This window comes from Actinoallomurus oryzae (genome assembly GCF_039541955.1).
Classification (GTDB): Bacteria; Actinomycetota; Actinomycetes; order Streptosporangiales; family Streptosporangiaceae; genus Actinoallomurus; species Actinoallomurus oryzae.
Window position 1 is genome coordinate 96,131 of the sequence record NZ_BAABHF010000058.1, and the last position, 21,038, is coordinate 117,168.

General features: G+C 72.6%; 17 protein-coding genes. 8 read left to right on the forward strand and 9 right to left on the reverse strand.

Translation table 11 applies throughout. From position 1 onward, the window contains the following. Window positions 1-93 precede the first annotated feature (93 nt). Entirely contained in the window at window positions 94-4,575 is a 4,482-nt protein-coding gene (locus ABEA10_RS45125; RefSeq protein ID WP_345474865.1) for an Hsp70 family protein, read from the reverse strand. Between the two features lie 267 nt (window positions 4,576-4,842). On the opposite strand from ABEA10_RS45125, the gene ABEA10_RS45130 reads away from it, so the two are divergent. Together ABEA10_RS45130 and ABEA10_RS45135 are read left to right on the forward strand one after the other, a co-directional pair. Beyond that, window positions 4,843-5,817 carry an ABC transporter ATP-binding protein gene (locus ABEA10_RS45130; protein WP_345474866.1) on the forward strand — a complete coding sequence of 325 codons (975 nt, stop codon included), beginning with the start codon at window positions 4,843-4,845 and terminating at the stop codon, window positions 5,815-5,817. Beyond that, window positions 5,814-6,644 (forward strand): ABC transporter permease, encoded by an 831-nt coding sequence (locus ABEA10_RS45135; protein ID WP_345474867.1) that lies wholly within the window; start codon window positions 5,814-5,816, stop codon window positions 6,642-6,644. Before ABEA10_RS45130 ends, ABEA10_RS45135 begins: the two co-directional genes overlap by 4 nt. Before the next feature lie 297 nt (window positions 6,645-6,941). Here the strand turns inward: ABEA10_RS45135 and ABEA10_RS45140 are convergent, their stop codons facing one another. Then, window positions 6,942-7,343, reverse strand: coding sequence for a DUF3099 domain-containing protein (locus tag ABEA10_RS45140; RefSeq protein WP_345474868.1), 402 nt, complete (start codon window positions 7,341-7,343; stop codon window positions 6,942-6,944). A 50-nt stretch (window positions 7,344-7,393) separates the two neighbouring features. Continuing rightward, the gene (locus ABEA10_RS45145; protein ID WP_345474869.1) at window positions 7,394-8,443 is read right to left on the reverse strand and encodes an alpha-hydroxy acid oxidase; all 1,050 of its coding nucleotides are present in this window, start codon (window positions 8,441-8,443) and stop codon (window positions 7,394-7,396) included. A 220-nt stretch (window positions 8,444-8,663) separates the two neighbouring features. Here ABEA10_RS45145 and ABEA10_RS45150 point away from each other — a divergent pair, with 220 nt between their 5' ends. After that, window positions 8,664-8,876, forward strand: coding sequence for a dodecin (locus ABEA10_RS45150; RefSeq protein WP_345474870.1), 213 nt, complete (start codon window positions 8,664-8,666; stop codon window positions 8,874-8,876). Window positions 8,877-8,961: 85 nt separating this feature from the next. On the opposite strand, the gene ABEA10_RS45155 is transcribed toward ABEA10_RS45150, so the two are convergent. Both ABEA10_RS45155 and ABEA10_RS45160 read right to left on the reverse strand, forming a co-directional pair. Next, a complete protein-coding gene (locus tag ABEA10_RS45155; protein WP_345474871.1) occupies window positions 8,962-10,341 on the reverse strand; it encodes a metallopeptidase TldD-related protein in 1,380 nt (459 codons plus the stop codon). Further along, complete coding sequence (locus ABEA10_RS45160) at window positions 10,338-11,837, reverse strand: TldD/PmbA family protein (protein WP_329234560.1); 1,500 nt, start codon at window positions 11,835-11,837, stop codon at window positions 10,338-10,340. Before ABEA10_RS45160 ends, ABEA10_RS45155 begins: the two co-directional genes overlap by 4 nt. Before the next feature lie 116 nt (window positions 11,838-11,953). Between ABEA10_RS45160 and fabG the strand changes: the two genes are divergently transcribed. Further along, window positions 11,954-12,658: a 3-oxoacyl-ACP reductase FabG gene (gene fabG, locus ABEA10_RS45165; RefSeq protein ID WP_329234562.1), complete on the forward strand. Its 705-nt coding sequence runs from the start codon at window positions 11,954-11,956 to the stop codon at window positions 12,656-12,658. Continuing rightward, the gene (fabI, locus tag ABEA10_RS45170) at window positions 12,659-13,420 is read left to right on the forward strand and encodes an enoyl-ACP reductase FabI (RefSeq protein ID WP_345474872.1); all 762 of its coding nucleotides are present in this window, start codon (window positions 12,659-12,661) and stop codon (window positions 13,418-13,420) included. It begins immediately after the preceding gene. A gap of 207 nt (window positions 13,421-13,627) precedes the next feature. Here fabI and ABEA10_RS45175 read toward each other — a convergent pair whose 3' ends face one another. The 3 genes from ABEA10_RS45175 to ABEA10_RS45185 form a co-directional block, all read right to left on the reverse strand. Then, on the reverse strand, window positions 13,628-14,587 hold the full coding sequence (locus ABEA10_RS45175; RefSeq protein ID WP_345474873.1) for a hypothetical protein: 960 nt from the start codon (window positions 14,585-14,587) through the stop codon (window positions 13,628-13,630). A gap of 164 nt (window positions 14,588-14,751) precedes the next feature. Further along, window positions 14,752-16,368, reverse strand: coding sequence for a helix-hairpin-helix domain-containing protein (locus ABEA10_RS45180; RefSeq protein ID WP_345474874.1), 1,617 nt, complete (start codon window positions 16,366-16,368; stop codon window positions 14,752-14,754). Window positions 16,369-16,452: 84 nt separating this feature from the next. After that, window positions 16,453-17,397, reverse strand: coding sequence for an aldo/keto reductase (locus ABEA10_RS45185; protein WP_329234575.1), 945 nt, complete (start codon window positions 17,395-17,397; stop codon window positions 16,453-16,455). Window positions 17,398-17,743: 346 nt separating this feature from the next. Between ABEA10_RS45185 and ABEA10_RS45190 the strand changes: the two genes are divergently transcribed. Next, the gene (locus ABEA10_RS45190) at window positions 17,744-18,562 is read left to right on the forward strand and encodes an undecaprenyl-diphosphate phosphatase (RefSeq protein WP_329234576.1); all 819 of its coding nucleotides are present in this window, start codon (window positions 17,744-17,746) and stop codon (window positions 18,560-18,562) included. 26 nt (window positions 18,563-18,588) lie between these two features. Next, the gene (locus tag ABEA10_RS45195) at window positions 18,589-19,245 is read left to right on the forward strand and encodes an MOSC domain-containing protein (protein WP_345474875.1); all 657 of its coding nucleotides are present in this window, start codon (window positions 18,589-18,591) and stop codon (window positions 19,243-19,245) included. Between the two features lie 51 nt (window positions 19,246-19,296). On the opposite strand, the gene corA is transcribed toward ABEA10_RS45195, so the two are convergent. Continuing rightward, on the reverse strand, window positions 19,297-20,268 hold the full coding sequence (corA, locus tag ABEA10_RS45200; RefSeq protein WP_345474876.1) for a magnesium/cobalt transporter CorA: 972 nt from the start codon (window positions 20,266-20,268) through the stop codon (window positions 19,297-19,299). A gap of 100 nt (window positions 20,269-20,368) precedes the next feature. On the opposite strand from corA, the gene ABEA10_RS45205 reads away from it, so the two are divergent. Continuing rightward, on the forward strand, window positions 20,369-21,031 hold the full coding sequence (locus ABEA10_RS45205; protein WP_345474877.1) for a histidine phosphatase family protein: 663 nt from the start codon (window positions 20,369-20,371) through the stop codon (window positions 21,029-21,031). Window positions 21,032-21,038 lie beyond the last annotated feature (7 nt).

A 21,038-nucleotide genomic window follows, 5' to 3' on the forward strand; every position in this document is an offset into this window, starting at 1 on the left:
CCGGGCGTTCACGTCACCGGGCGGTCTCATCGGTGTCGACCGGCGGCCGCGGACGGTCGCCGGTCAGGGCGCCGGGCGGGCGCTCCGGTCACGTCACCGGGCGGGCTCATCGGTGTCGAGCAGCGGCCGCAGACCGTCGACGGTCAGGGCGAAGGTCGCCGGGCCGCTCTCCCGCCCGACCGTCAGCACGCCCACGACCTCGCCGAGCGCGTTCAGCAGCGGCCCGCCGCTGCCGGCGGGGCCGATCCGCAGCCCGGTCCGGAAGAGCCGCAGCCCTTGCTCGGGAAAGGACTCGAACCCGTCGACGACGCCGTCGAGCAGGGCGGGCGGACCGTCGCCGGCCGGTCCGGGAGCCCAGACGCGGTCGCCGATGCGTACGAGCTCGCCGTGCCCGAGCCGGAGCGGGCTGGGGGCGACCGGCTCGTCCAGGTGCAGTACCGCCACGTCCAGATGGGGCGAGTCGGGCAGCCCGATGCGCCGGACCGCGCTCGGGCCGGCCTCCGTGCCGACCCGGACCCGCGCGGGTTCGGCGAGGCCGTGCTCGGCCGCCGGGTCGTCGAGCCAGTGCCGGTTCGTGACCACCAGCCGGTCACCGAGGAGGAATCCGCTGCCGGTGACGGTGCCGCCGGCCCGCGTCACCGTGACGCGCACGAACGCCCGTCCGGCACGGGCGAGGAACGCGTCGGTCCCGTCGCCGTCCAGCACGGCGCAGCCCAGCCGCCCGGCCGCCGCGAGCAGCGCCGCGCGGTAGCCGCCGGCGTCGCCCACCTCGGCCAGGCAGCGCAGCCTCCGCTCGACGTCCTCGGGGTCCTCCGGCGGGTGGGGCAGCTCCTCCAGCGCCGCGAGGGCGCGTGCGTAGGCGCCGGTGTCGTGCAGGTTCCGGAAGCGGTGCAGCGGATCGGTCTCGGTGCCGGCCACCTTCTTAAGGACGGCGTTCCAGCGCGTCACCCGCGCGACGTGCTCGGCCAGCCGGTCGAGTCCCTCGCGCAGCCGGCGCTCCAGGTGCCGTGCCTCGTCCAGGTCACCGTCCGCGGCCGGCCGCCGCAGATGGTCGCGTGCCGCCGCGGCCAGGTCGCGCAGCGGGCCGCCGGCCAGCATCAGCTCGGTGCCGGCGTCGTTGGAGTCGTTGAAGATCTCCAGCATCACCCGCTGGGTCGCCTCGTTCAGGGGCGCCGACTGCGGCCGGTACGCGGCGAGCCGGCTCTGGAACTCCCGCCACAGTGCGTCGGGGTCGGCGAGCTCGGCCTCGTCGGCGAGCTCGGACAGCGCCCGGCGGACCTGTTCGGCCTCGATCTGCCGCTCGCGCCGCCGGGTCATCGCGTCGAGCTCCCTGGGCGACAGCAGTGTCGTGTCGGAGATCCGGATCGAGTTCGAGTTGCCCGTGTTCGTGTCCCGTGCCGTGACCTCCAGCACGCAGCTCTCGTCGATGGCGAACGTCACTTCGATCTCCGGGGTGCCCTTCGGCGTCGGCGGGATCCCGACGAGACGGAACTCGCCCACCTTCGCCTCGGCGGACAGGCTCCCGTTGAAGATCTCGACCTCCACCTCGGTCTGGTTGTCCCGCGTCGTCGTGTAGGTCTGCGCCGCCCGGGTGGGGATGGTCGTGTTGGCCGCGATCACCTCGGAGAACTCCGGGTGGTCGTCGTCGCCTCGGGCCTTGATGCCCATCGGCAGCGGGGTCACGTCGAGGAGCAGCAGGTCGCCGAGCTTCCCGTCGAGCACCGCGGCCTGGAGCGCCGCGCCGCAGGCCACGGCCGAACGCGGATCCTGGATCACCGTCCTCTGCCGGCCGAACACCTGCTCGACCAGCGCGCGTACCGGCGGCGACAGCATGGGCCCGCCGACCAGCACCAGGTGGTCCGGGGCTCCCTTGCTCTCCGCCGCGAAGGTCGCGCACAGGTCGCGCAGGGTCTCCAGCGGCCGTTCCAGCAGCCGGGTCAGCTCCTCCCGGCTCAGCTCCACGGTCACGTCGCGGCCGTCCACGAAGTGCATGAGCGAGTAGTGCGCCTGCTCCTGACCCGACAGGGCGATCTTGAGGTACTCGGCGGCGACCTCCAGCCGCCGGCGCGCGAGGCCGGACGCCGGCACCGTGACGCCCTGCCCCTTCAGCCTCTCCGCCAGGTCGCGGCTGATGACGCCGTCGAAGTCGTTGCCGCCGTAGGCGTTGTCGCCCATGGTCCGGCGCACCTCGTGGACACCGTCGGCGACCTCCAGGAGGCTCACGTCCAGGGTGCCGGCGCCGAGATCGACCACGGCCACGGTGCCGTCGAGACGGCGTTCGCGGGCCGCCATCATGCAGGCGGCGGTCGGCTCGTGGATGAGCCGTACCGGCTCCACGCCCGCGATCTCGCACGCGTGCCGCGTGGCGTGCTTCTGGTTGTTACGGAAGTACGCGGGGATCGTCAGGATCGCGCGTGGGCGGGCCAGCCGCAGGTCGTGGTTGTCCCGCAGCCAGTCCAGCCAGGCGTCGCGCACCTCGCCCAGCTCGGCCCTTGCCAGGTCGGCGACGCGTTCGCGCACGTGTTCGGCGAGCAGGTCCTCCACCATGCCGCGGGCGTGGTGGATCAGGCGCGCCGCCACCTCCTCCGGCCGGTACGTGCGGTCGCGGATGCGGAAGACCGCCTTGCCGCCCATCTTGCGCTTGGCGGACCCGATGTGGCCGAGCAGACGGCCCGCGAAGATCTCCTCGCCCGCGAGCCCGACCAGTTCGTTGCCGTCCTCGTCCAGGCTCAGGGTCGACGGGAACTGCCCGTGGCCCTTCCACGGGCACAGCACCGGGCGGCCGAGCTCGGTGTCGTAGATGGCGGCCGCGCTGGTCGTGGTGCCCAGGTCCAGTCCCCAGATCCGGGCGAACCGGCGGTCGATGTCGGCACGGGCCCGGTCCACCCACCCCGCCGCCCGTTCCTCGAACGGGCGGCGCCCGCGCAGGTCGAGGGCGTCCAGCGCGGCGGAGACCTCGGCGTGCAGGCCCGGGGACAGCACGCCCGCGTCGCGGACCTCACGCAGTTCGGCGGCGATCCGCCCGCCGGGCCCGGCGCGGCCGACCGCCCAGAGGCACCGACGGGCCAGTTCCTCCAGGTCCCCGGTACGGCGGAGGCACTCGGCCAGCCGAGGGTCCTCGATCGCGTCCTCGCCCAGCCACTCCGACAGGCAGGCGGCGGCCGCCGCGAAGTCGCCGGCGCGCATGAACAGCGCCGTGGCGGCGTCCGGCCGCCCGTCCTCCCGGTGCAGCCGGGCCGCCCCGACCAGGTCGCCGCCCGCCTCACGCGCCTCCGCGCGGGCGGCGCGGCTCTCGGGGGTGTCCTCGTCGCGCAGCACCCGGTCCGCCTCACCGAAGCGTCGCGCCCGCCGGTAGAGCCGGTAGGCCCGGTAGAGGTCGCCGGTCTCCTCGGCCAGGCGCGCGGCCTCGCCGTCCTCACCGGCGTGCTCCTCGAAGCGGCTCCACTCCGTCAGCACGGCGGAGTCGTCGCCGTCCGCCCGCACCGCCGCGCGGAAGTGCCGGCGCCCGGCGGCCAGGATCGCGGTCCGCAGCCCGGCCAGCTCCTCGCGGCGGTCGGCCACCGCCTCCGTGACCTCCGCGGCCCGATCCAGCTGGCCGATGAGCTCCTGGACCTGGCGCGCCGCGGCGAGGAACTCGTGCTCGTCCACCCGCTCATCGAGCTCACGGCGGCACGCCCCGGCCAACCGCGCCAGGTCGTCCGGGCGATCCGCGGGACAGGCGGCCAGGGCCTCGGCGGTCCTGCCGAGCCGTTCGAGGCACGCGCTCGCCCGGTCCGCCCGGCCGGCGTCCTGGAACGCCGGTAGCGCGTCGGCGTACCGGCCGGCCGCGAACAGCAGGTCCGCCAGGTGCACGGAAAGCGTCCGGGCCGCCGCCTCGTCGCCGAGCGACAGCGCCAGCTCACGCCCGGCCTCGATGTCGGCGGGACGTTTCGACGCCAGGCAGCATTCCAGTGCCTTCGCCCGCCGGGCGTTCGTGTCGGCGAGGCGTACCGCCTCCGCGCCGTGCCCGAGGAAGCGGTGCACCTCGAACGACTCCGGCAGCAGGCCTTCCGGCACCTGAGCCAGATAGGCCGACCACAGCGCCGCGTCGCGGTCCAGCGAGACGCGGGTCAGGTGCCCGCGCAACGCCCGCCCGAGCGTCGCGGCCTCCAGCAGGCCCAGATCCTGCCAGCGCTGCAGGTGCGCGACCAGCCGGTCGGCGTCGCCCTCGCGACCGAGTACGCCGGCCAGCCGGTCGAGCGCCTCGGCCCGCAGGTCATCGATCCGCAGCCGCGTCGCCAGCTCGAACACGGTGCTCAGAGTGTCGCGGTCCTCGCGCCGCGCCAGTTCGCGGAGCGCCTGGCGGTCCTCCGGCTCGAACGCCGCGGCGTACAGGTCGCCGGGAACGCGAGCGTCGTAGGACGCGAACAGGGCGACCGCGAGAGCCGGATCGGTGTCGAGCGCCAGTCCCATGGCGCGTGCGTACGCCCGCGCGCCCTTGGAGGTCACCGCTCCGCGGAACTCCTTTTCGACGCGTTCGACCGCACGGCGGAGACGGCGCGGCGCCCCAGTGAGGGACTCGCCTGAAATCGGCATCCTCGGGTCCTTCCTCCTGCTGGACGCCATTATGGCGACAAGCGAATCCACCCGGCGGGCGATCATGTGCCGCGGCCTGGACATCCGGCTCGTCCGCACCCGACTTTCGACGTCTCCCCACCGTCGGGTGGAGGAGGAAACATAGCCGGGTGGCGGCCCATATCAACCGAAGGATGGATCCGTCCGGGGTGCCACGGCGATTACCGTGATCAGCCTTACGTACCGCCATCAACACGCACTGCCATCAACCAACGCGGGATCTGGGAAATGATCGAGGCAAAGAACCTCACCAAGCGTTACGGCGACAAGATCGCCGTCAATGACCTGTCCTTCAGAGTCGAACCCGGACGGGTGACCGGCTTCCTCGGCCCGAACGGCGCCGGCAAGTCGACCACCATGCGTCTCATCCTCGGGTTGGACCGTCCTCACGGGGGCGACGCGACGATCAACGGTAAGCACTACCGTGACCTGCCCCGCCCGCTGCAGACGGTCGGGGCTCTGCTGGAGGCCCGCGCCGTCCACACGGGCCGCAGCGCGTACAACCACCTGCTCGCCCTGGCGCAGACGCAGGGCGTCGGCAAGAAGCGGATCGACGAGGTCATCCGCCTGGTGGGCCTGACCGACGTGGCGCACCGGCGCGCGGGCGGGTTCTCGCTGGGCATGGGGCAGCGGCTGGGCATCGCCGCGGCGCTGCTGGCCGACCCGTCCGTGCTCATCCTGGACGAGCCGGTCAACGGCCTCGACCCGGAGGGCATCGTCTGGATCCGTACGCTGATGAAGCGGCTCGCCGCCGAGGGCCGCACCGTCTTCGTGTCGAGCCACCTGATGAACGAGATGGCGGTCACCGCCGACCACCTCATCGTCATCGGCCGGGGCCGGCTCATCGCCGACTGCTCCACCGAGGAGTTCATCGAGCGCAGCACCGAGGAGGTCGTCGTCGTCCGCGCTCCCGACATCGAGGGCATCGCGGCGGCGGTCGAGCGCGAGGGCGGCAAGACGACCATGGGCGAGGACGGCCTGCTGTCCGTCACCCACATGCAGGCCGCCCGTGTCGGCGAGCTCGCCGCGGCCGGCGGATTCGTCCTCCACGAGCTCACGCCCAGGCGCGGGTCGCTCGAGGAGGCGTTCATGGAGCTCACGCGGGAGAGCGTGGAGTACGGAGGCGCGACCGCCGTACCACCGGTCCCGCAGCCCGTACCCGAGCCGCAGGCCATGCCGGAGCCGCAGGGAGAGACGCGATGACGACCGCCGCCCACGCCGTGAGGACCACCCCCGAGGTCCGTAAGCCCGGTTTCGGCCGTCTGCTGCTGTCGGAGTGGACCAAGATCCGTTCGGTGCGGTCGACCGTGTGGTCGCTCGTGCTGCTCGTGCTCCTCGATCTGGGCTTCACCGCCCTGCTCTGCGGCCTGACGGCGGCACAGTGGAGCAAGACCGACGTCACCGCGCAGGCGGCGATCAAGGCCGATCCCACGAGCACGATCCTCGGCAGCGGATTCTTTCTCAGCCAGCTGACTGTCTGCGTGCTGGGAGTCATGGTGATCGCGTCGGAGTACTCCACCGGAATGATCCGGGCGAGCCTCCTCGCGGTGCCGCGGCGGGTGCCGATGCTCGCGGCCAAGGCCGTCGTGTTCACCCTGCTGATCTTCGTGCTGGGCACGGCGGTCTCGTTCGCGTCGTTCTTCATCGGCCAGCCGATCCTGCACAGCAAGGCGCCGGTCTCGCTCGGCGATCCGGGCGTGCTGCGCGCCGTGATCGGCGGTGGGCTCTACCTGGCCATGCTCGGCCTGTTCGCGCTCGCGCTGGGCGCCATCATCCGCCACACGGCGGCCGGCATCACCGGCGTCATCGGGTTCGTCCTCGTGCTCGCCCCGCTGGCCGCGCTGCTGCCGGGAAGTCTTGGCAAGCACGTCCACGCGTACCTGCCCTCCGAGGCGGGTCAGCTCATCGCCAAGGCGCACCAGGCCGACCACGACCTTCTCACGCCCTGGCAGGGCTACGGGGTCTTCGCGATCTGGACCGTGGCGCTGCTGGTGATCGCGGCGGTGCAGCTGCGGAGCCGCGACGCCTGACGGACCGCCCCGGAACCCCGCGCATGGGGTGCCGTGGGCGGTCCCTCGACCGGCACAAGACGTCATCGCGGGCCCGGCCGACCGGCCGGGCCCGCGATGTTCTCGCATGTCGGGAGGGGTTTTCTTGAGGGGTTCAAGAAATGGCAACGCCGGGAGGATACGGGGGCAATCCTCCCGGCGTCGCAATCATCGGTGTTCCGACGGGGGCCCGGAACACCGGCACGGGCGCCCCGACGGGGGACCAGAGCGCCGGTACAAATCGTACACCGAACCCCCCCTGAGTTAGTCAAGACATTGTCACGAGCCGATTTGATCCCGAGGACCGGAAATCCGCTTTTGGTCCTTGGACTCCGGTTCATATGGGGCAAATCGGGCGGCGCTGTCCGGCTCGCGGCCTCCGTTGGCGAAGATCACCGCGACGTACGGCAGGACCACCGCGCCGATCAGCGCGATCACCGCCAGCCACCGTCCCGCGCCGTGCAGGGTCACGGCGAACACGATGCTCAGGACGAAGCAGAGGGCACGGATGCCCATGGTGAGCAGGTAACGGCGCTCGCGGTATCCGATGTCCTCCGACATCGGCCGCCGGGCGTCAGTGACCGTGTAGACGGCGTCATGCCCACGCCGCCGGAAGATGCCCTTCACACCTCCCACGTTATTCGCCCCCTGCGCCGGAATGGCAGCGGCCCCGGCGTGCATCGCCCCCGGCCTGCTGGGGGCCATGTGACAGGCGGGAAGCCGGGCGCCCGTCAGGCGCCCGCGGTGGGAGAGGAGGCGCACAGGCCGCGGCCGATGGCGGCGGCGGTCGTCACGCCGGCCAGGCCCATCGCGTGTGCCAGTTCGTCCGAGAGACTCGTCAGGCCGTCCGCCACCGCGTCCTCACCGCCGGTCGCGAGGTGCCACAGCACCGGCCGTCCGAGGAACACCGCCCGTGCGCCGAGCGCCAGCGCGCGCAGCACGTCGGTCCCCGTACGGATCCCTCCGTCGGCGTAGACCTCGACGCGGTCGCCCACCGCGTCGGCCACCTCCGGCAGCGCCACGGCGGTCGCCACCGCCCCGTCCAGCTGCCGCCCGCCGTGGTTGGACACCCACACCCCGGCCGCTCCGGCGGCGGCGCAGTCACGCGCGTCGTCGCCGCGCAGCACGCCCTTCACCACCACGGGCAGCCCGGAGATCTCGGCCAGCCACGCGATGTCGTCGTAGGTGACGTCGGCGGCCTGCTCGGCCAGAGCCCGGTCGAAGCCGTCCCCGAAGTTCACTCCGAAGATCTCATCGGGGATCAGGGCCGGATCGCGGTCGCGCCGCCGGCGGCCCAGGTACGGCGTGTCGCCCGTCAGCGCCAGCGCGGAGGCGCCCGCGGCGGCGGCGCGCCGTACGAGATCGGCGGTGAGGCCGCGGTCGCGCAGGACGTACACCTGGAACCACCACGGGCCCGCCTCGGCCGCCACCTCCTCGATCCGCCGCGAACTGCGCGAGGACACCGTCAGCAGCGCGCCGGCCCGCCGGGCCCCACGCGCCGTGGCGACCTCCCCGCCGGGGTGGGCGAGGACCTGGTAGCCCATCGGCGCCACGCACACCGGGGACGCCAGCTCGCGGCCGAGCACCCGCACGCGGGTGTCGACGGAGGACACGTCGCGCAGCACGTGCGGGCGCAGCGCGACGCGCCGCCAGGCGGCCGTGTTGGCCGCGAGCGTGCTCTCATCGCCCGAGCCGCCCGCGAAGAAGTCGAACACGGCCGGATCCAGCGCCCGCCGCGCGCGGTCCTGGAGTTCGCGGTAGCCGGAGTGAGGGACGGACACCGGTCACCGGCGCCCACGGGACGCCGCATGGCCACGAGGGCACGCGGGAAGAAGCACGATCACGCGATCATTATCACGGCACGGGAGGCGCCATGACCGAGGGGAATCGAAGACACGCCCCTGTGGTCACTCCCCCCGACGAAGGAGGACTCATGACCGAGCGAAGCGAGGGAATCGAAAGCGCGCCCCTGTGGTCACTCTCTCCGACGAAGGAGGACTCATGACCGAGCGCACCTATCGGGTGACCGAGATCGTCGGGACCTCGCCGGAGAGCGTGGACGCGGCCATCCGCAACGCCATCCGGCGCGCCGCCCAGACGCTGCGTCACCTGGACTGGTTCGAGGTGACGGAGGTACGGGGCCAGATCGTCGACGGCGAGGTCGCGCACTACCAGGTGGGACTCAAGGTCGGCTTCCGGCTCGAGGACGCCTGACCCGTACGCGGGCGGCGAAGAGGGCACACCCGGGGGACGCCGCGCCCCGGCGATCCGCCGTCGGGGCGCGGCGTACGGGTGAGGCTCAGTTCGCCTTGCTCACCGTCGACATGTTGAAGTCGGCCACGCGCAGGGGCGGCATCGCCGTGCGGGTGAAGTAGTCCGACCACTCGCGGCTCAGGGCGCGTTCGGTGCGGCCCGCCTCGGCGACCCGGGACAGCAGGCCGACCGGGCTCTCGTTGAAGCGGAAGTTGTTCACCTCGCCGACGACCTCGCCGTCCTCCACGAGGTAGACGCCGTCGCGCGTGAGGCCGGTCAGCAGCAGCGACTGCGGGTCGACCTCCCGGATGTACCACAGGCAGGTGAGCAGCAGCCCGCGGCGGGTGCTCGCGACCATGTCCTCCAGCGACGCCGTGGAGCCGGGGACCTCCATGAGGAGGTTGTCGACGCCGGGCGTGAGGGGCAGGCCGGTCAGCTCGGCGGACTGACGTGTCTGCAGCAGCGCGGCCAGCTTTCCCCCGGAGATCCAGTCGACCGGGTTCAGCGCCAGGCCGTTGTCGAAGACCGAGGACTCGCGGCTGGAGGCGTGCGCGACCACGAACGGCGTGCACTCCAGACCCGGCGCCGACGGGTCGCTGTAGAGGCGCACCGGCAGGTCCGACAGCGTGTCGCCGACGCGTGTCCCGCCGCCGGGGCGGCTGAAGACGGTACGGCCGTCCTGCGCGTCGCGGGCGCCCGCCGACCAGTACATGTACGTCATCAGGTCCGAGACCGGCCCCGGAGGCAGCAGCGTCTCGTAGCGCCCCGCCGGCAGCTCGACCCGGCGCTCGCCCCACTTCAGCCGCGCGCTCAGGCCGGCGGCCATGCCCGCCACGTCGACGTCGCGGAAGTCCGCGGTGCCCGTGCCCGCCCACGCCGACCGCGCCATGTCCGAGGTCTTGGCGTTCAGCTCGACCTTGCCCGTCGGCTCGTCGAAGCGCAGCCGCAGCCCCGCGGACGTGCCCAGGAAGGTGGAGCTCATCTCGTGCGTGGCGAAGCCGTACAGCAGCCGCTCGCCGTCCTGGGCCGCGGCGAACGCCTCGCCGAGCGCCGGCGCGAACCCCTCGAACACCCCGACCGAGGTCTCGGCCGGCGGGTCGTCCCACGCGCCGCCCGAGCCCGCCCGCGCGGCGTCGATCAACGGAGCGGAGTCCTCCGCCGGGCCGCTCTCCTCGGCCGAGCGCTCCGCCGCGCGTACGAGGTCCTCGACCTGGTCCGGTGTGACGCCGGCCCGCGAGACCATGCCGGTCGACTCGCCCGCGATCGCGATGACCGTGAGCCGGCGGGACCGGGTGACGCCGTTCGTGGTGAGCGTGTTGCCGGCCCAGCGCAGGTTGGCGCCGCTGGACTCGTCGGCGATCACGATGCAGCCGTCGGTGCGGGAGAACCCCAGCGCCCGCTCGACGGTCTCCTGGGGAGTGCTCACTGGCCGGCCTCCTTGACCGCGTTGAGGATGTTGACGCCGCGGAACAGGGCGGACGGCGCGCCGTGGCTCACCGGCGCGACCTGGCCCGGCTGGCCCTTGCCGCAGTTGAACGCCCCGCCGAGGACGTAGGTCTGGGGACCGCCCACGGCCTCCATGGAGTTCCAGAAGTCGGTGGTCACCGCCTGGTACGCCGCGTCGCGGAGCTGGCCCGCCAGCCGGCCGTTCTCGATGCGATAGAACCGCTGGCCGGTGAACTGGAAGTTGTAGCGCTGCATGTCGATCGACCAGCTCTTGTCGCCGACGATGTAGATGCCGCGGTCGACGCCGGAGATCAGCTCCTCGGTGGAGGGGCCGTCCGGCGCCGGCCGCAGCGAGACGTTCGCCATGCGCTGCAACGGCATGCTGGAGGGGGAGTCGGCGAACGCGCAGCCGTTCGAGCGCTCCCGCCCGGTCAGGTGTGCGATGCGCCGGTCGGTCTGGTAGCCGACGAACCGCCCGTCGCGGACGATGTCCCAGCTCTGCGTCTCGACGCCCTCGTCGTCGTAGCCGATGGTCGACAGGCCGTGCTCGGCCGTACGGTCGCCCACGATGTTCATCACCTTGGAGCCGTACTGCAGGCTGCCGAGCTTGTCCGGCGTCGCGAACGAGGTGCCCGCGTACGCCGCCTCGTAGCCCAGCGCGCGGTCCAGCTCGGTGGCGTGCCCGATCGACTCGTGGATGGTCAGCCACAGGTTGGACGGGTCGATGACGAGGTCGTACACCCCTGCCTCGACCGACGGCGCGGCCAGCTTCTCGGCGAGGTACTCCGGGATGCGGGCCAGCTCGTCGTCCCAGTCCCAGGCCGTGCCGGTGAGGTATTCGTACCCGCGCCCCGCGGGCGGGGCCAGGCTGCGCATCGTGTCGAAGCCGCTCTCGTGGAGGCCGACGGCGGTCACCACGGGCGCGAGGCGCACACGCTGCTGGGTGGTCACCGTGCCCGCGGCGTCGGCGTAGAACTTGTTCTCCTTCACCTGGAGCAGTGAGGCGTCGGAGTGGGCGACCCGGTCGTCGTCGAGCAGGCGGCGGCTCCAGTCGGTCAGCAGCGCCACCTTGTCGGCGATCGGCACGGTGAACGGGTCGACCTCGTAGGAGGAGACCCAGACCCGCTCGCCGTGCACCGGCTCGGGGGCGAGCTCGATGCGCTCGCGGTTGATGGCCGCGGCGACCTTGGCGACCTCCACCGCCTGCTCGGCCACGCGGACCGCCGCGTCCGGTGTCAGGTCGATGCCCGCGGCGAAGCCCCAGGTGCCGTCCTTGACGACGCGCACGGCGAAACCGAGGTCGTCGGCGTCGGCCGCGGTCTCCAGGCGGGCGTCGGACAGGCGCAACGTCTGGCGCCGGATGCGTTCGAGACGGAAGTCGGCGTGCTCGGCGCCGAGATCGCGGGCACGCGAGAGCGCGGCGTCGGCGAGCGCGCGCAACGGCAGGGCGGTGAACTCCTGATCGATCTGTCGCACTGCTGCAACCTATCGCGTCCTACAAAGAGGGGCAGGTCACCCTTGGCGGTGCCGTGCTCGTGCTACCCGTGGGTAGCGGAATAGGCTCGCCAGGATCCCGACTGGAGGTTTTCCGAATGACTCGCTCAGTCCTCGTCACCGGTGGCAACCGGGGAATCGGGCTGGCCATCGCTCACGAGCTCAAGGGCTCGGGAGACGCCGTCGCCGTGACCTACCGCTCCGGCGAGCCGCCCGAAGACCTGTTCGGCGTGCGCTGCGACATCACCAGCGCCGAGGACGTCGACGCGGCGTTCGGCAAGGTCGAGGCGGAGCAGGGACCCGTCGAGGTGCTGGTGGCCAACGCCGGCATCACCCGCGACAACCTGCTCGCGCTGATGAGCGAGGAGGAGTTCTCCTCCGTGCTCGACACCAACCTGACCGGGGCGTACCGCGTCGCCAAGCGCGCGGTGCGCGGAATGATGCGCAAGCGCAGGGGCCGCATCATCCTGGTCTCGTCGGTGGTCGGGCTGCTCGGCTCCGGAGGCCAGACGAACTACGCCGCCTCCAAGGCCGGGCTGATCGGCTTCGCCCGGTCCCTCGCCCGCGAACTGGGCTCGCGCGGCATCACCGTCAACGTCGTCGCACCCGGATTCGTCGCCACCGACATGACGGCGGCCCTGGGCGAGGACCGGCAGGCCGAGATCAAGAAGCAGATTCCGCTGGGCCGGATCGCCGAGCCGTCGGAGATCGCCAAGGCGGTACGGTTCCTGGCCGGCGACGACGCCGCCTACATCACCGGGGCGGTCATCCCGGTCGACGGCGGCCTTGGAATGGGGCACTGAATGGGCATTCTCGACGGTAAGCGCATCCTCGTCACGGGCGTCCTGACCGACGCCTCCATCGGCTTCCACATCGCGCGCCTGGCACAGCAGGAGGGCGCGACGGTCGTGCTGACCGGCTTCGGCCGCATGTCGCTCGTCGAGCGCATCGCCAAGCGCCTCCCCGAGCCCGCGCCGGTGATCGAGCTCGACGTCACCAACGACGAGCACCTCGCCGGCCTGGCCGGCCAGGTGAGCGCGCACGTCGACGGCCTCGACGGCGTCGCGCACTCGATCGCCTTCGCGCCGCAGACCGCGATGGGCGGCAACTTCATGAACACCGCGTGGGGCGACGTGGCCACCGCGGTGCAGATCTCGGCGTACTCCCTCAAGTCGCTCACCGCCGCCTGCCTGCCGCTGATGAAGGCCGGCGGCTCGGTGGTCGGCCTCGACTTCGACGCCGGTCAGGCGTGGCCTGTCTACGACTGGATGGGCGTGGCGAAGGCCGGCCTGGAGTCGACCTCGCGCTACCTCGCCAAGTACCTGGGCCCGGACAACGTACGGGTCAACCTCGTGGCGGCGGGCCCGCTCAAGACGATGGCGGCCAAGAGCATCCCGGGCTTCGACGAGTTCACCGACGTCTGGCCGGAGCGCGCGCCGCTCGGCTGGGACGTCGCCGACCCCGAGCCCACCGCCAAGGCGTGCGTGGCGCTGCTGTCGGACTGGTTCCCGGCGACGACCGGAGAGATCGTGCACGTCGACGGCGGAGTCCACGCCGTCGGCTGAGCGACCGCCCGGACCTCTGGCGCGCCACCGTCGGAGTGGTCGTCCGGGATGGCCGGAGAGATGCTGCACGTCGGCGGCTTCCACGCCGTCGGCCGGGCGTCCGCCCGGACTCCCGCCCCGCCGTGCTGCGGGGCTGGGGGTCCGGGCGGACGTCTGCTGGGCGCCGGCGTGCCGGGACGGGCCGGTCTGGCTTCCGTTCGGGTCGCGTCAGCCGCGGCGTGTCGCCGGGCCGCTCGACCGCCGGCGCCGGCAGCCCTCCTCCGCCACCGCGCGGCGGAACAGCAGGCTGGGGTTCAGCGTGGCCAGCGCACCGATGAGGCCGGATGCGGTCGCCACCAGCAAGGGCGGCAACGGCTCACCGTCCGGCGCCGACTCCGCGACCAGCAGGGCCGGCTCCGCGGCCAGGCGCTCGGCCTGGGGATCCGCCGTCGACCCGGGCACCACGGCCGGATCCCGGTCGGGTACGGCGGGCAGCGCGGCTGCCGCCGAAGAGCCCGGCGCGGACACGCCCGGACGCGCGTTGGCGGGCGGTGTGGGTACGTGCGGGATCGCGTCGGCGGTCGGTGCGGACACGGCCGGGTTCGTGTCGGTGGGCGGTGTGGGTTGGTCCGGGCTCGGGTCGGCGGTCGGTGCGGACACGGCCGGGTTCGTGTCGGCGGGCCGTGTGAGCGCAGCGGGGTTCGTGTCGGCGGGCGGTGTGGGTTGGTCCGGGCTCGGGTCGGCCGGCGGCGCGGGTACGTCCGGGCTCGTGTCGGTGGGCGGCGTGGGCACGCTCGGGTTCGGCTCGGTGGGCGGCGCGGGCGTAGCCGGGCTCGCGTCGGCGGGCGGCGTGGGCAGGTTCACCAGGTGGCTCACCGTGCCGTGGTGATGCGAGCGCGGCGCGGGCCTGTTCGCGGACTTCGGCTTGTGCTTGTGCTCGGCGGCAGGTTCGGGGGAGTGCCTGCTCGACGGTCCCGCGGACGACCTGGGCGGCTTCGCCGATATGCCCTTGCCCGCGCCGAGCAGGCCGCACAGCCGTTTGCCGAGCTTGCACGCGCCCACGCTCGCGGTGGCCGTCCCGGTCGCCGCGGACGCCGGTGCGGCCTCCGCGGCGAAGAAGACGAGCGCGCCGGCCGACAACGTCGCCGACGCCACCACCATGCGCCGCCGGTCTCGTCTCAGCGCCATATCGCTCCCCTTCGACGGGATCTGGTGAACGTCATGTCTCACCAGGATCCCAGGTGAGGCCTTACTTACCGCTCACTTACAGGTGAGTCAAGGCGCTGGTGTCGGCCCGGCGGCCGACGACGACCCGGCAGGGCGCCCGCACAGGACGACAGTGGGCACGGGCCCTACAGGTCGGCGAGGTTCTCGCGGAGCAGGTCGGCGAGTCTCGTACGGCGCGCCGACTCCTCGCGCTCGCGTACGGCGCGGGCCAGCTCCGGACCGGCCGCGTGCACGACCGACAGGTGGCGGCGTGCCCGGGTGAAGGCGCCGACGACCAGCGGCCGGCTCAGCGCGCCCGCGGCCTCGCCGGGCAGGACGGCGACGACGGCGGGCCACCGGGTGCCCTGCGCGCGGTGGACGGTCACCGCCCAGCCGTGCCGCAGCGACACGCCGGGCACCGACGCGGTACCGCCGGGGAAGGAGACCTCCACGGCGTCCTCGTCCGGCTTCGCCGCGACGACGGTGCCGAACTCGCCCGCGGCCGCCTGGGGCAGGTCCGCGACCGCCACCACGCGGTCGCCGGCGTCGTACGGGCCCGGGCCGGGGTTGAGACGCGCCTTGAGCGCCTGGTTGAGCGCGTCCGCCCCCGCCTCGCCGCGGCGGGCGGGCGTGACCACCAGGACGTCCTCGGCCGGGATGCCGAGCGCGCGGGGGATCGAGTCGGTGACGAGCTGCACGGTGCGGTGGGCCGCCTCCCGCGCCTCCCCGGCCGGCACGATGACCACCTCGCGGTCGGCCGGGTCCACCGGCACGAGAGCCCCCTCACGGGCCGCGGCGGCCACCCGCCCGATCGCCCCGCCCGGCGAGGCGGGCAGCGCCACGACCGGCAGGACGCCGCACGCGATCACGTCGCCGAGCACGCGGCCCGCGGCGAGCGGCGACGGCGCCGCCGGGTCGGCGGTGAGCACCAGGTGGGTGCCGTCCATGCACGCGTCGACCAGAGCCGCCGCGCGTTCGATGTCGAGGGTGTTCGCCTCGGCGACGACGACGATGTCGGCCTCGATCGGATGCTCGACGCCGCGCGCGTACCCGTCCGGGCCGGGTTCCAGCAGCCGGTGGACCCCCGAACGAGAACCGGCCGCGCCGCCCGCGTCGCCGGCGGCCCGGTCGGTCGCCGCGGTGACGACGACGCCGGGACGGCCCGCGAGCGCCCGCACGACCTCCTCGACGGCCTCCGGCGGCCCGGTGAGCACGCTGACGCCGTGCTCGAACACCTCCGCCGGCACGCCGTCGGCGGGCGGCAGCGGGTCGGCCATCGCGGTCAGCCGGGCGAGGCCCTCCGCGACCGCCTCCTCGGCCGCCGCGAGCGAGGCCAGGCCGAGTAGCTCGGTCTCCGACGCCTCGTCCATGACCGCGACGATCTCCCCGGCGCCGATGGCGGCGCGAACCGCCTCGACGGCGTCGCCGGGATCGTAGGTCTCCAGGGCGGACAGCAGCGACTTGGCCGGCGTCACGGTGTGACCGTCACCGGCCGCGCGCAGCAGCAGGTGGACGGCCAGCGCGCCGACGCGGCGCGGGTCGTGCGGCGCGGCCTCGGCGCCGAGGAGCCTGCGGGCGAAGAAGTCGGCCTGCTCGGGTCGTACGCCGGGCACGGCGAGCAGCCGCCAGGGGTTGTCCCGCAGCTCCCGTGCGGCGCCCGGTCCGAGGCACGCCGCCGCCTGGTGCGCGAGCCGCGCCGGAACCTCGGCCGACGCGAACAGCTCGAGCAGGTCCGCGGGTGGAGTGGAGGATGTCTCAGTCATCGACGGTCACCCTACGATGTCAGGCGCCCCCGCCGCTGCCGACCATGCCGCTCCGTGCCGGAAGCCTGTGGTGACCACACGGGATCAGTCGTCCTCGGAGGAGATGTCGTCCAGGGCGTCGCGGATCTCTCCGGGCAGGGTGATCTCCTCGGCCTCCAGCACGACGGAGAGCTGCCTCGCCGTACGCGCCCCGACGATCGGGGCCACCACGCCCGGCTGGTCGCGGACCCAGCTGAGCGCCACGGCGAGAGGCGACACGCCGAGCCCCTCGGCGGCCGTCGACACCGACTCGACGATCCGGGCGCAGCGGTCGTTCAGGTACGGCTGGACGAACTCGGCGTAGTGCGGGCTGGCCGCGCGGGAGTCGGCCGGGATGCCCGTGCGGTACTTGCCGGTCAGCACCCCGCGGCCCAGCGGCGAGTAGGGGAGCAGGCCCACTTCGAGCTGGAGCGACGCCGGCACCAGGTCATCCTCCACGTCACGCCGCAGCAGGGAGTACTCCGCCTGCGTGGAGACGATCGGCGTACGGCCCGGCCAGGCGCGCTGCCACGTCGCCGCGGCGGCGAGCTGCCAGGCGGCGTAGTTGGAGACCCCGGCGTACCGGGCGCGGCCGGAGGCGACGGCCTCGTCCAGCGCCGACAGCGTCTCCTCCATCGGCGTGCGGGGGTCGTACGCGTGGAGCTGCCACAGGTCGACGTGGTCCACGCGGAGGCGCTCGAGGGAGGCGTCCAGCGCGCGCAGCAGGTGACGGCGCGAGGCGTCGCGCGTCCCCTCGGCGGTCAGCACGGCCTTGGTCGCGATGACCAGGTCGTCACGGTCGACGACCTGGCCGACCAGCTCACCGATGACCCGCTCGCTGTCGCCGCCGCAGTAGACGTCGGCGGTGTCGAGGAGGCTGCCGCCCGCCTCGACGAAGGTCGTGAGCTGGTCGGCGGCGTCTTCGGCGCCGGTGTCGCCGCCCCACGTCATCGTGCCCAGGCCGAGGCGGGAAACGGACAGGCCGCTCCGGCCGAGGTGACGCTGCTCCATGCCTGGGGAGCGTATCGGGCGCGGAGCGGTTCGTCGGCACGTACCCGTACCGCTCGTTGGAGCCATGGCGGCAACGCATGTGTCGTCGGTACTCGGTCCGGTGGCGGTGGGTGGTGATTACTGGTGCCTCGATGTAGCGGTGGTGGGCGGGTGGTGCTGCGGACCGCCCGCGTCGGTCTGCGGGTCCCTTGGCGGGCCGTGGCCCGCCCCACAACACGTGGGGAGTCGCTCGCCCACCACAGCGAGGACCAGCCGACTCACCTTCCCCCATGAGGCGAATGTTGACTGACACGGCACTAGGCTTCCTGCGACATCGACTCATCGGTACGAGGAAGAGCCACCACCCGTGAACTTCGTCCAAGCCACCGTGCTCGGGATCGTCCAGGGACTCACCGAGTTTCTGCCGATCTCGAGTTCGGCCCACCTCCTGATCGTGCCCCGGCTGCTCGATTGGAAGGACCCGGGCGCGGCGTTCACCGCGGTGATCCAGCTCGGAACCATGCTCGCGGTGCTCATCTACTTCTGGCGCGACATCGTCCGGATCACCGTCACCTGGTTCCGCAGCCTGTTCAATCCGGACCTGCGTCACCACCTCGACGCCCGCATGGGCTGGTACGTCGGGCTCGGCACGATCCCCGTCTCGGTGGTCGGCCTGGCGTTCAACAGCGCCATCGAGGGTCCGGCCCGCAACCTGTGGATCAACGCGGGCAGCCTCATCGTCATGGGCCTGGTGCTCCTGATCGCCGAGTGGGCCGCCCGGCAGAAGCGCGAGATCGGCGACCTCAACATGCGCGACGGCCTCATCATCGGCGGCTTCCAGTGCCTCGCGCTGATCCCCGGATCGTCGCGGTCCGGCTCGACCATCACCGGCGGACTGTTCCTCGGCTACACGCGTGAGGCCGCGGCCCGCTACTCCTTCCTGCTGTCCATCCCGGCGGTGGTCCTGTCCGGCCTGTTCGAGCTGCGCAAGGTCGGCGACGGCTCGCTGCCCGTCGCGGGTACGGCCGTCGCCACCGTCGTGTCGTTCGTGGTCGGGTACGCCTCGATCGCGTGGCTGCTGAAGTTCCTCGTCCGCCACTCGACGCTGGTGTTCGTCTACTACCGGGTGGCGCTCGGCGGCATCCTCTTCGGCCTTCTCGCCGCCGGAGCCATCGCAGCCACGTGACCGGGTGGGCGGCGTACGGTCATGTCATGAAGGTCCTCTCCGTCAACGTCGGCACGCCGCACCCCAACCCCTGGAAGCGCCTGCCCGCCACCGGCATCGACAAGCGTCCCGTCGAGGGGCCGGTCGCCGTCACCGCGGCCGGGCCCAAGGGCACCGGCGAGGTCGGCCTCGCCGGTGACCACGCCCACGACGTCAAGCATCACGGCGGCACCGACCAGGCCGTCTACGCCTACGCCCGCGAGGACCTCGACCGGTGGGCGGCCGAGCTGATCCGGCCGCTGCCGAACGGCGTCTTCGGGGAGAACCTCACCACCGAGGGCCTGGACGTCAACGGCGCCCTGATCGGCGAACGCTGGCGGATCGGGCCCGACGTCGTCCTGGAGGTCTCCGCTCCGCGGACCCCGTGCGTGACCTTCGAGGGATGGCTGGGCGAGCCCGGCTGGATCAAACGGTTCATCGCCGCCGCGGTCCCCGGCCCGTACCTGCGGGTGATCGAGCCCGGCGAGGTCCGCGCCGGCGACCCGATCGCGATCGTGCACCGCCCGGACCACGACGTGACCGTCGCGCTCACCCTGCGGGCGCTGACGCGCGAACCCGAACTGCTCCCACGCCTGGCCCCCGCCGGCGACGCCCTCCACGCCGAGACGCGTGCCCTCCTCCGTCGCCGCACCCAGCCGAGCTAGGTGTGCCGTCCGGGGACGTCGGTGACAGGCGACACGCCCTGGAACCGCCCTCTACAGCCACCCGCTCTTGCGGAACCAGCGGTACAGGCCGACGCAGATGGTGACGATGACCAGCATCGCCGCCGGGTAGCCCCACCACTGGTGCAGCTCGGGCATGTGGTCGAAGTTCATGCCGTACACGCCGGTGACCATCGTCGGCACGGCGAGGATCGCCGCCCAGGCGGAGATCTTGCGCATGTCCTCGTTCTGCTGCATGCCGACCTGGGCGAGATGCGCGTTCAGCACGTTCGTCAGCAGCTCGTTGTGCGAGTCGACCTGCTCGTCGACGCGCAGCAGGTGGTCGAGCACGTCGCGGAAGTACTCCAGCGTGCCCTCGGCGACGCTCACGCGGCCCTTCACGATCTCCTGGAGCACGGGGATCAGCGGGTCCTCGGCGCCGCGGAACTCCAGCACCTCGCGCTTGAGCTCGTAGATGTCCTCGGTGACCGTGGTGCGCTGCGGGGCGAAGACGCGGCGTTCGAGGTCGATGATGTCGGTCTCGACCTCGTGGGCGATCGAGCCGTACTGGTCCACGACCTCGTCGAGAACCGTGTAGAGCACCGCGCTGGGCCCGTGGCGGAGCAGGTCCGGGTCGCCCTCCAGCCGCCGGCGCACGGCCTTCAGCGGCGCGCCCTCGCCGTGCCGGACGGTGATCACGAAGTCCTTGCCGAGGAACAGCATGATCTCGCCGACCTCGATGTCGGAGGTCTCGTCGATGTAGCGCAGCGACTTGATGACCACGAACAGCACGTCGCCGTAGCGCTCGAGCTTGGGCCGCTGGTGCGCGTGGACCGCGTCCTCGATCGCGAGAGGGTGCAGCTGCAGCTCGCCGGCGACCTGGTCGAACTCCTCGGTGCTCGGCTCGTGCAGGCCGATCCACATGAAGCTGTCGCCGAGCTCCCGCGCGGCGTCGAGCGCGTCGCTGAGATCGCCGTCGACATCGTCGCGGACGCCCTTCCGATAGATGGCGCAATCCATGATCATGACGACATTGTCCCGGAGGTGGCACGAACGGGGGCGCCACATGACCTACCCGTGACCTTGGGTGTCAATCGCTGCGCCGGGTGCGGCTACAGTTCACGACGTGGCAACTCTCCTCTTGGTGCGTCACGGGCTGACCGAGCTGACGGGGCCGGTGCTCGCCGGCTGGACGCCCGAGGTGCACCTCAACCAGCGCGGCCGTGAGCAGGCCGCCGAGCTCGCGGCGCGCCTCGCCCCCCTGCCTCTCGACCTGGTCGTCGCCAGCCCCCTCGAGCGCTGCCAGGAGACCGCGCGAGCCCTCCTCGACGGACGCGACGGCCTCCAGATGCGCACCGACGACCGGTTCGGCGAGGTCAGGTACGGCGACTGGACCGGGCGGCGCCTCGAAGAACTGGCCAAGGAGGACCTGTGGAAGGTCGTCCAGGCCCATCCCAGCGCCGCGCGGTTCCCCGGCGGTGAGGCACTGGCCGACGCCCAGCACCGCGCCGTGACCGCCGTGCGCGAGTGGAACGACACGCTCAAGCCGGACGCGATGTTCCTGGTCTGCAGCCACGGCGACATCATCAAGTCCATCGTGGCCGACGCCCTGGGCCTGCACCTGGACCAGTTCCAGCGCATCCAGGCCGACCCCGCGTCGCTGACCGTGATCCGTTACACGGAGACTCGCCCGTTCGTCCTCCGTCTGAACGACAACGGCGGGAAAGTCGACGATCTTCTTGCGAAGTCCGGCGAGGACAGTGACGCGCCCGTCGGTGGCGGAGCGTAGGGTCGTC

What these genes read in the sequence shown, in the direction of transcription:
- ABEA10_RS45125 (WP_345474865.1), bottom strand. Translation starts at nt 4,575, where the DNA reads ATGCCGATTTCAGGCGAGTCCCTCACTGGGGCGCCGCGCCGTCTCCGC.
- ABEA10_RS45130 (WP_345474866.1), top strand. Translation starts at nt 4,843, where the DNA reads ATGATCGAGGCAAAGAACCTCACCAAGCGTTACGGCGACAAGATCGCC.
- ABEA10_RS45135 (WP_345474867.1), top strand. Translation starts at nt 5,814, where the DNA reads ATGACGACCGCCGCCCACGCCGTGAGGACCACCCCCGAGGTCCGTAAG.
- ABEA10_RS45140 (WP_345474868.1), bottom strand. Translation starts at nt 7,343, where the DNA reads ATGCACGCCGGGGCCGCTGCCATTCCGGCGCAGGGGGCGAATAACGTG.
- ABEA10_RS45150 (WP_345474870.1), top strand. Translation starts at nt 8,664, where the DNA reads ATGACCGAGCGCACCTATCGGGTGACCGAGATCGTCGGGACCTCGCCG.
- fabG (WP_329234562.1), top strand. Translation starts at nt 11,954, where the DNA reads ATGACTCGCTCAGTCCTCGTCACCGGTGGCAACCGGGGAATCGGGCTG.
- fabI (WP_345474872.1), top strand. Translation starts at nt 12,659, where the DNA reads ATGGGCATTCTCGACGGTAAGCGCATCCTCGTCACGGGCGTCCTGACC.
- ABEA10_RS45175 (WP_345474873.1), bottom strand. Translation starts at nt 14,587, where the DNA reads ATGGCGCTGAGACGAGACCGGCGGCGCATGGTGGTGGCGTCGGCGACG.
- ABEA10_RS45180 (WP_345474874.1), bottom strand. Translation starts at nt 16,368, where the DNA reads ATGACTGAGACATCCTCCACTCCACCCGCGGACCTGCTCGAGCTGTTC.
- ABEA10_RS45185 (WP_329234575.1), bottom strand. Translation starts at nt 17,397, where the DNA reads ATGGAGCAGCGTCACCTCGGCCGGAGCGGCCTGTCCGTTTCCCGCCTC.
- ABEA10_RS45195 (WP_345474875.1), top strand. Translation starts at nt 18,589, where the DNA reads ATGAAGGTCCTCTCCGTCAACGTCGGCACGCCGCACCCCAACCCCTGG.
- corA (WP_345474876.1), bottom strand. Translation starts at nt 20,268, where the DNA reads ATGATCATGGATTGCGCCATCTATCGGAAGGGCGTCCGCGACGATGTC.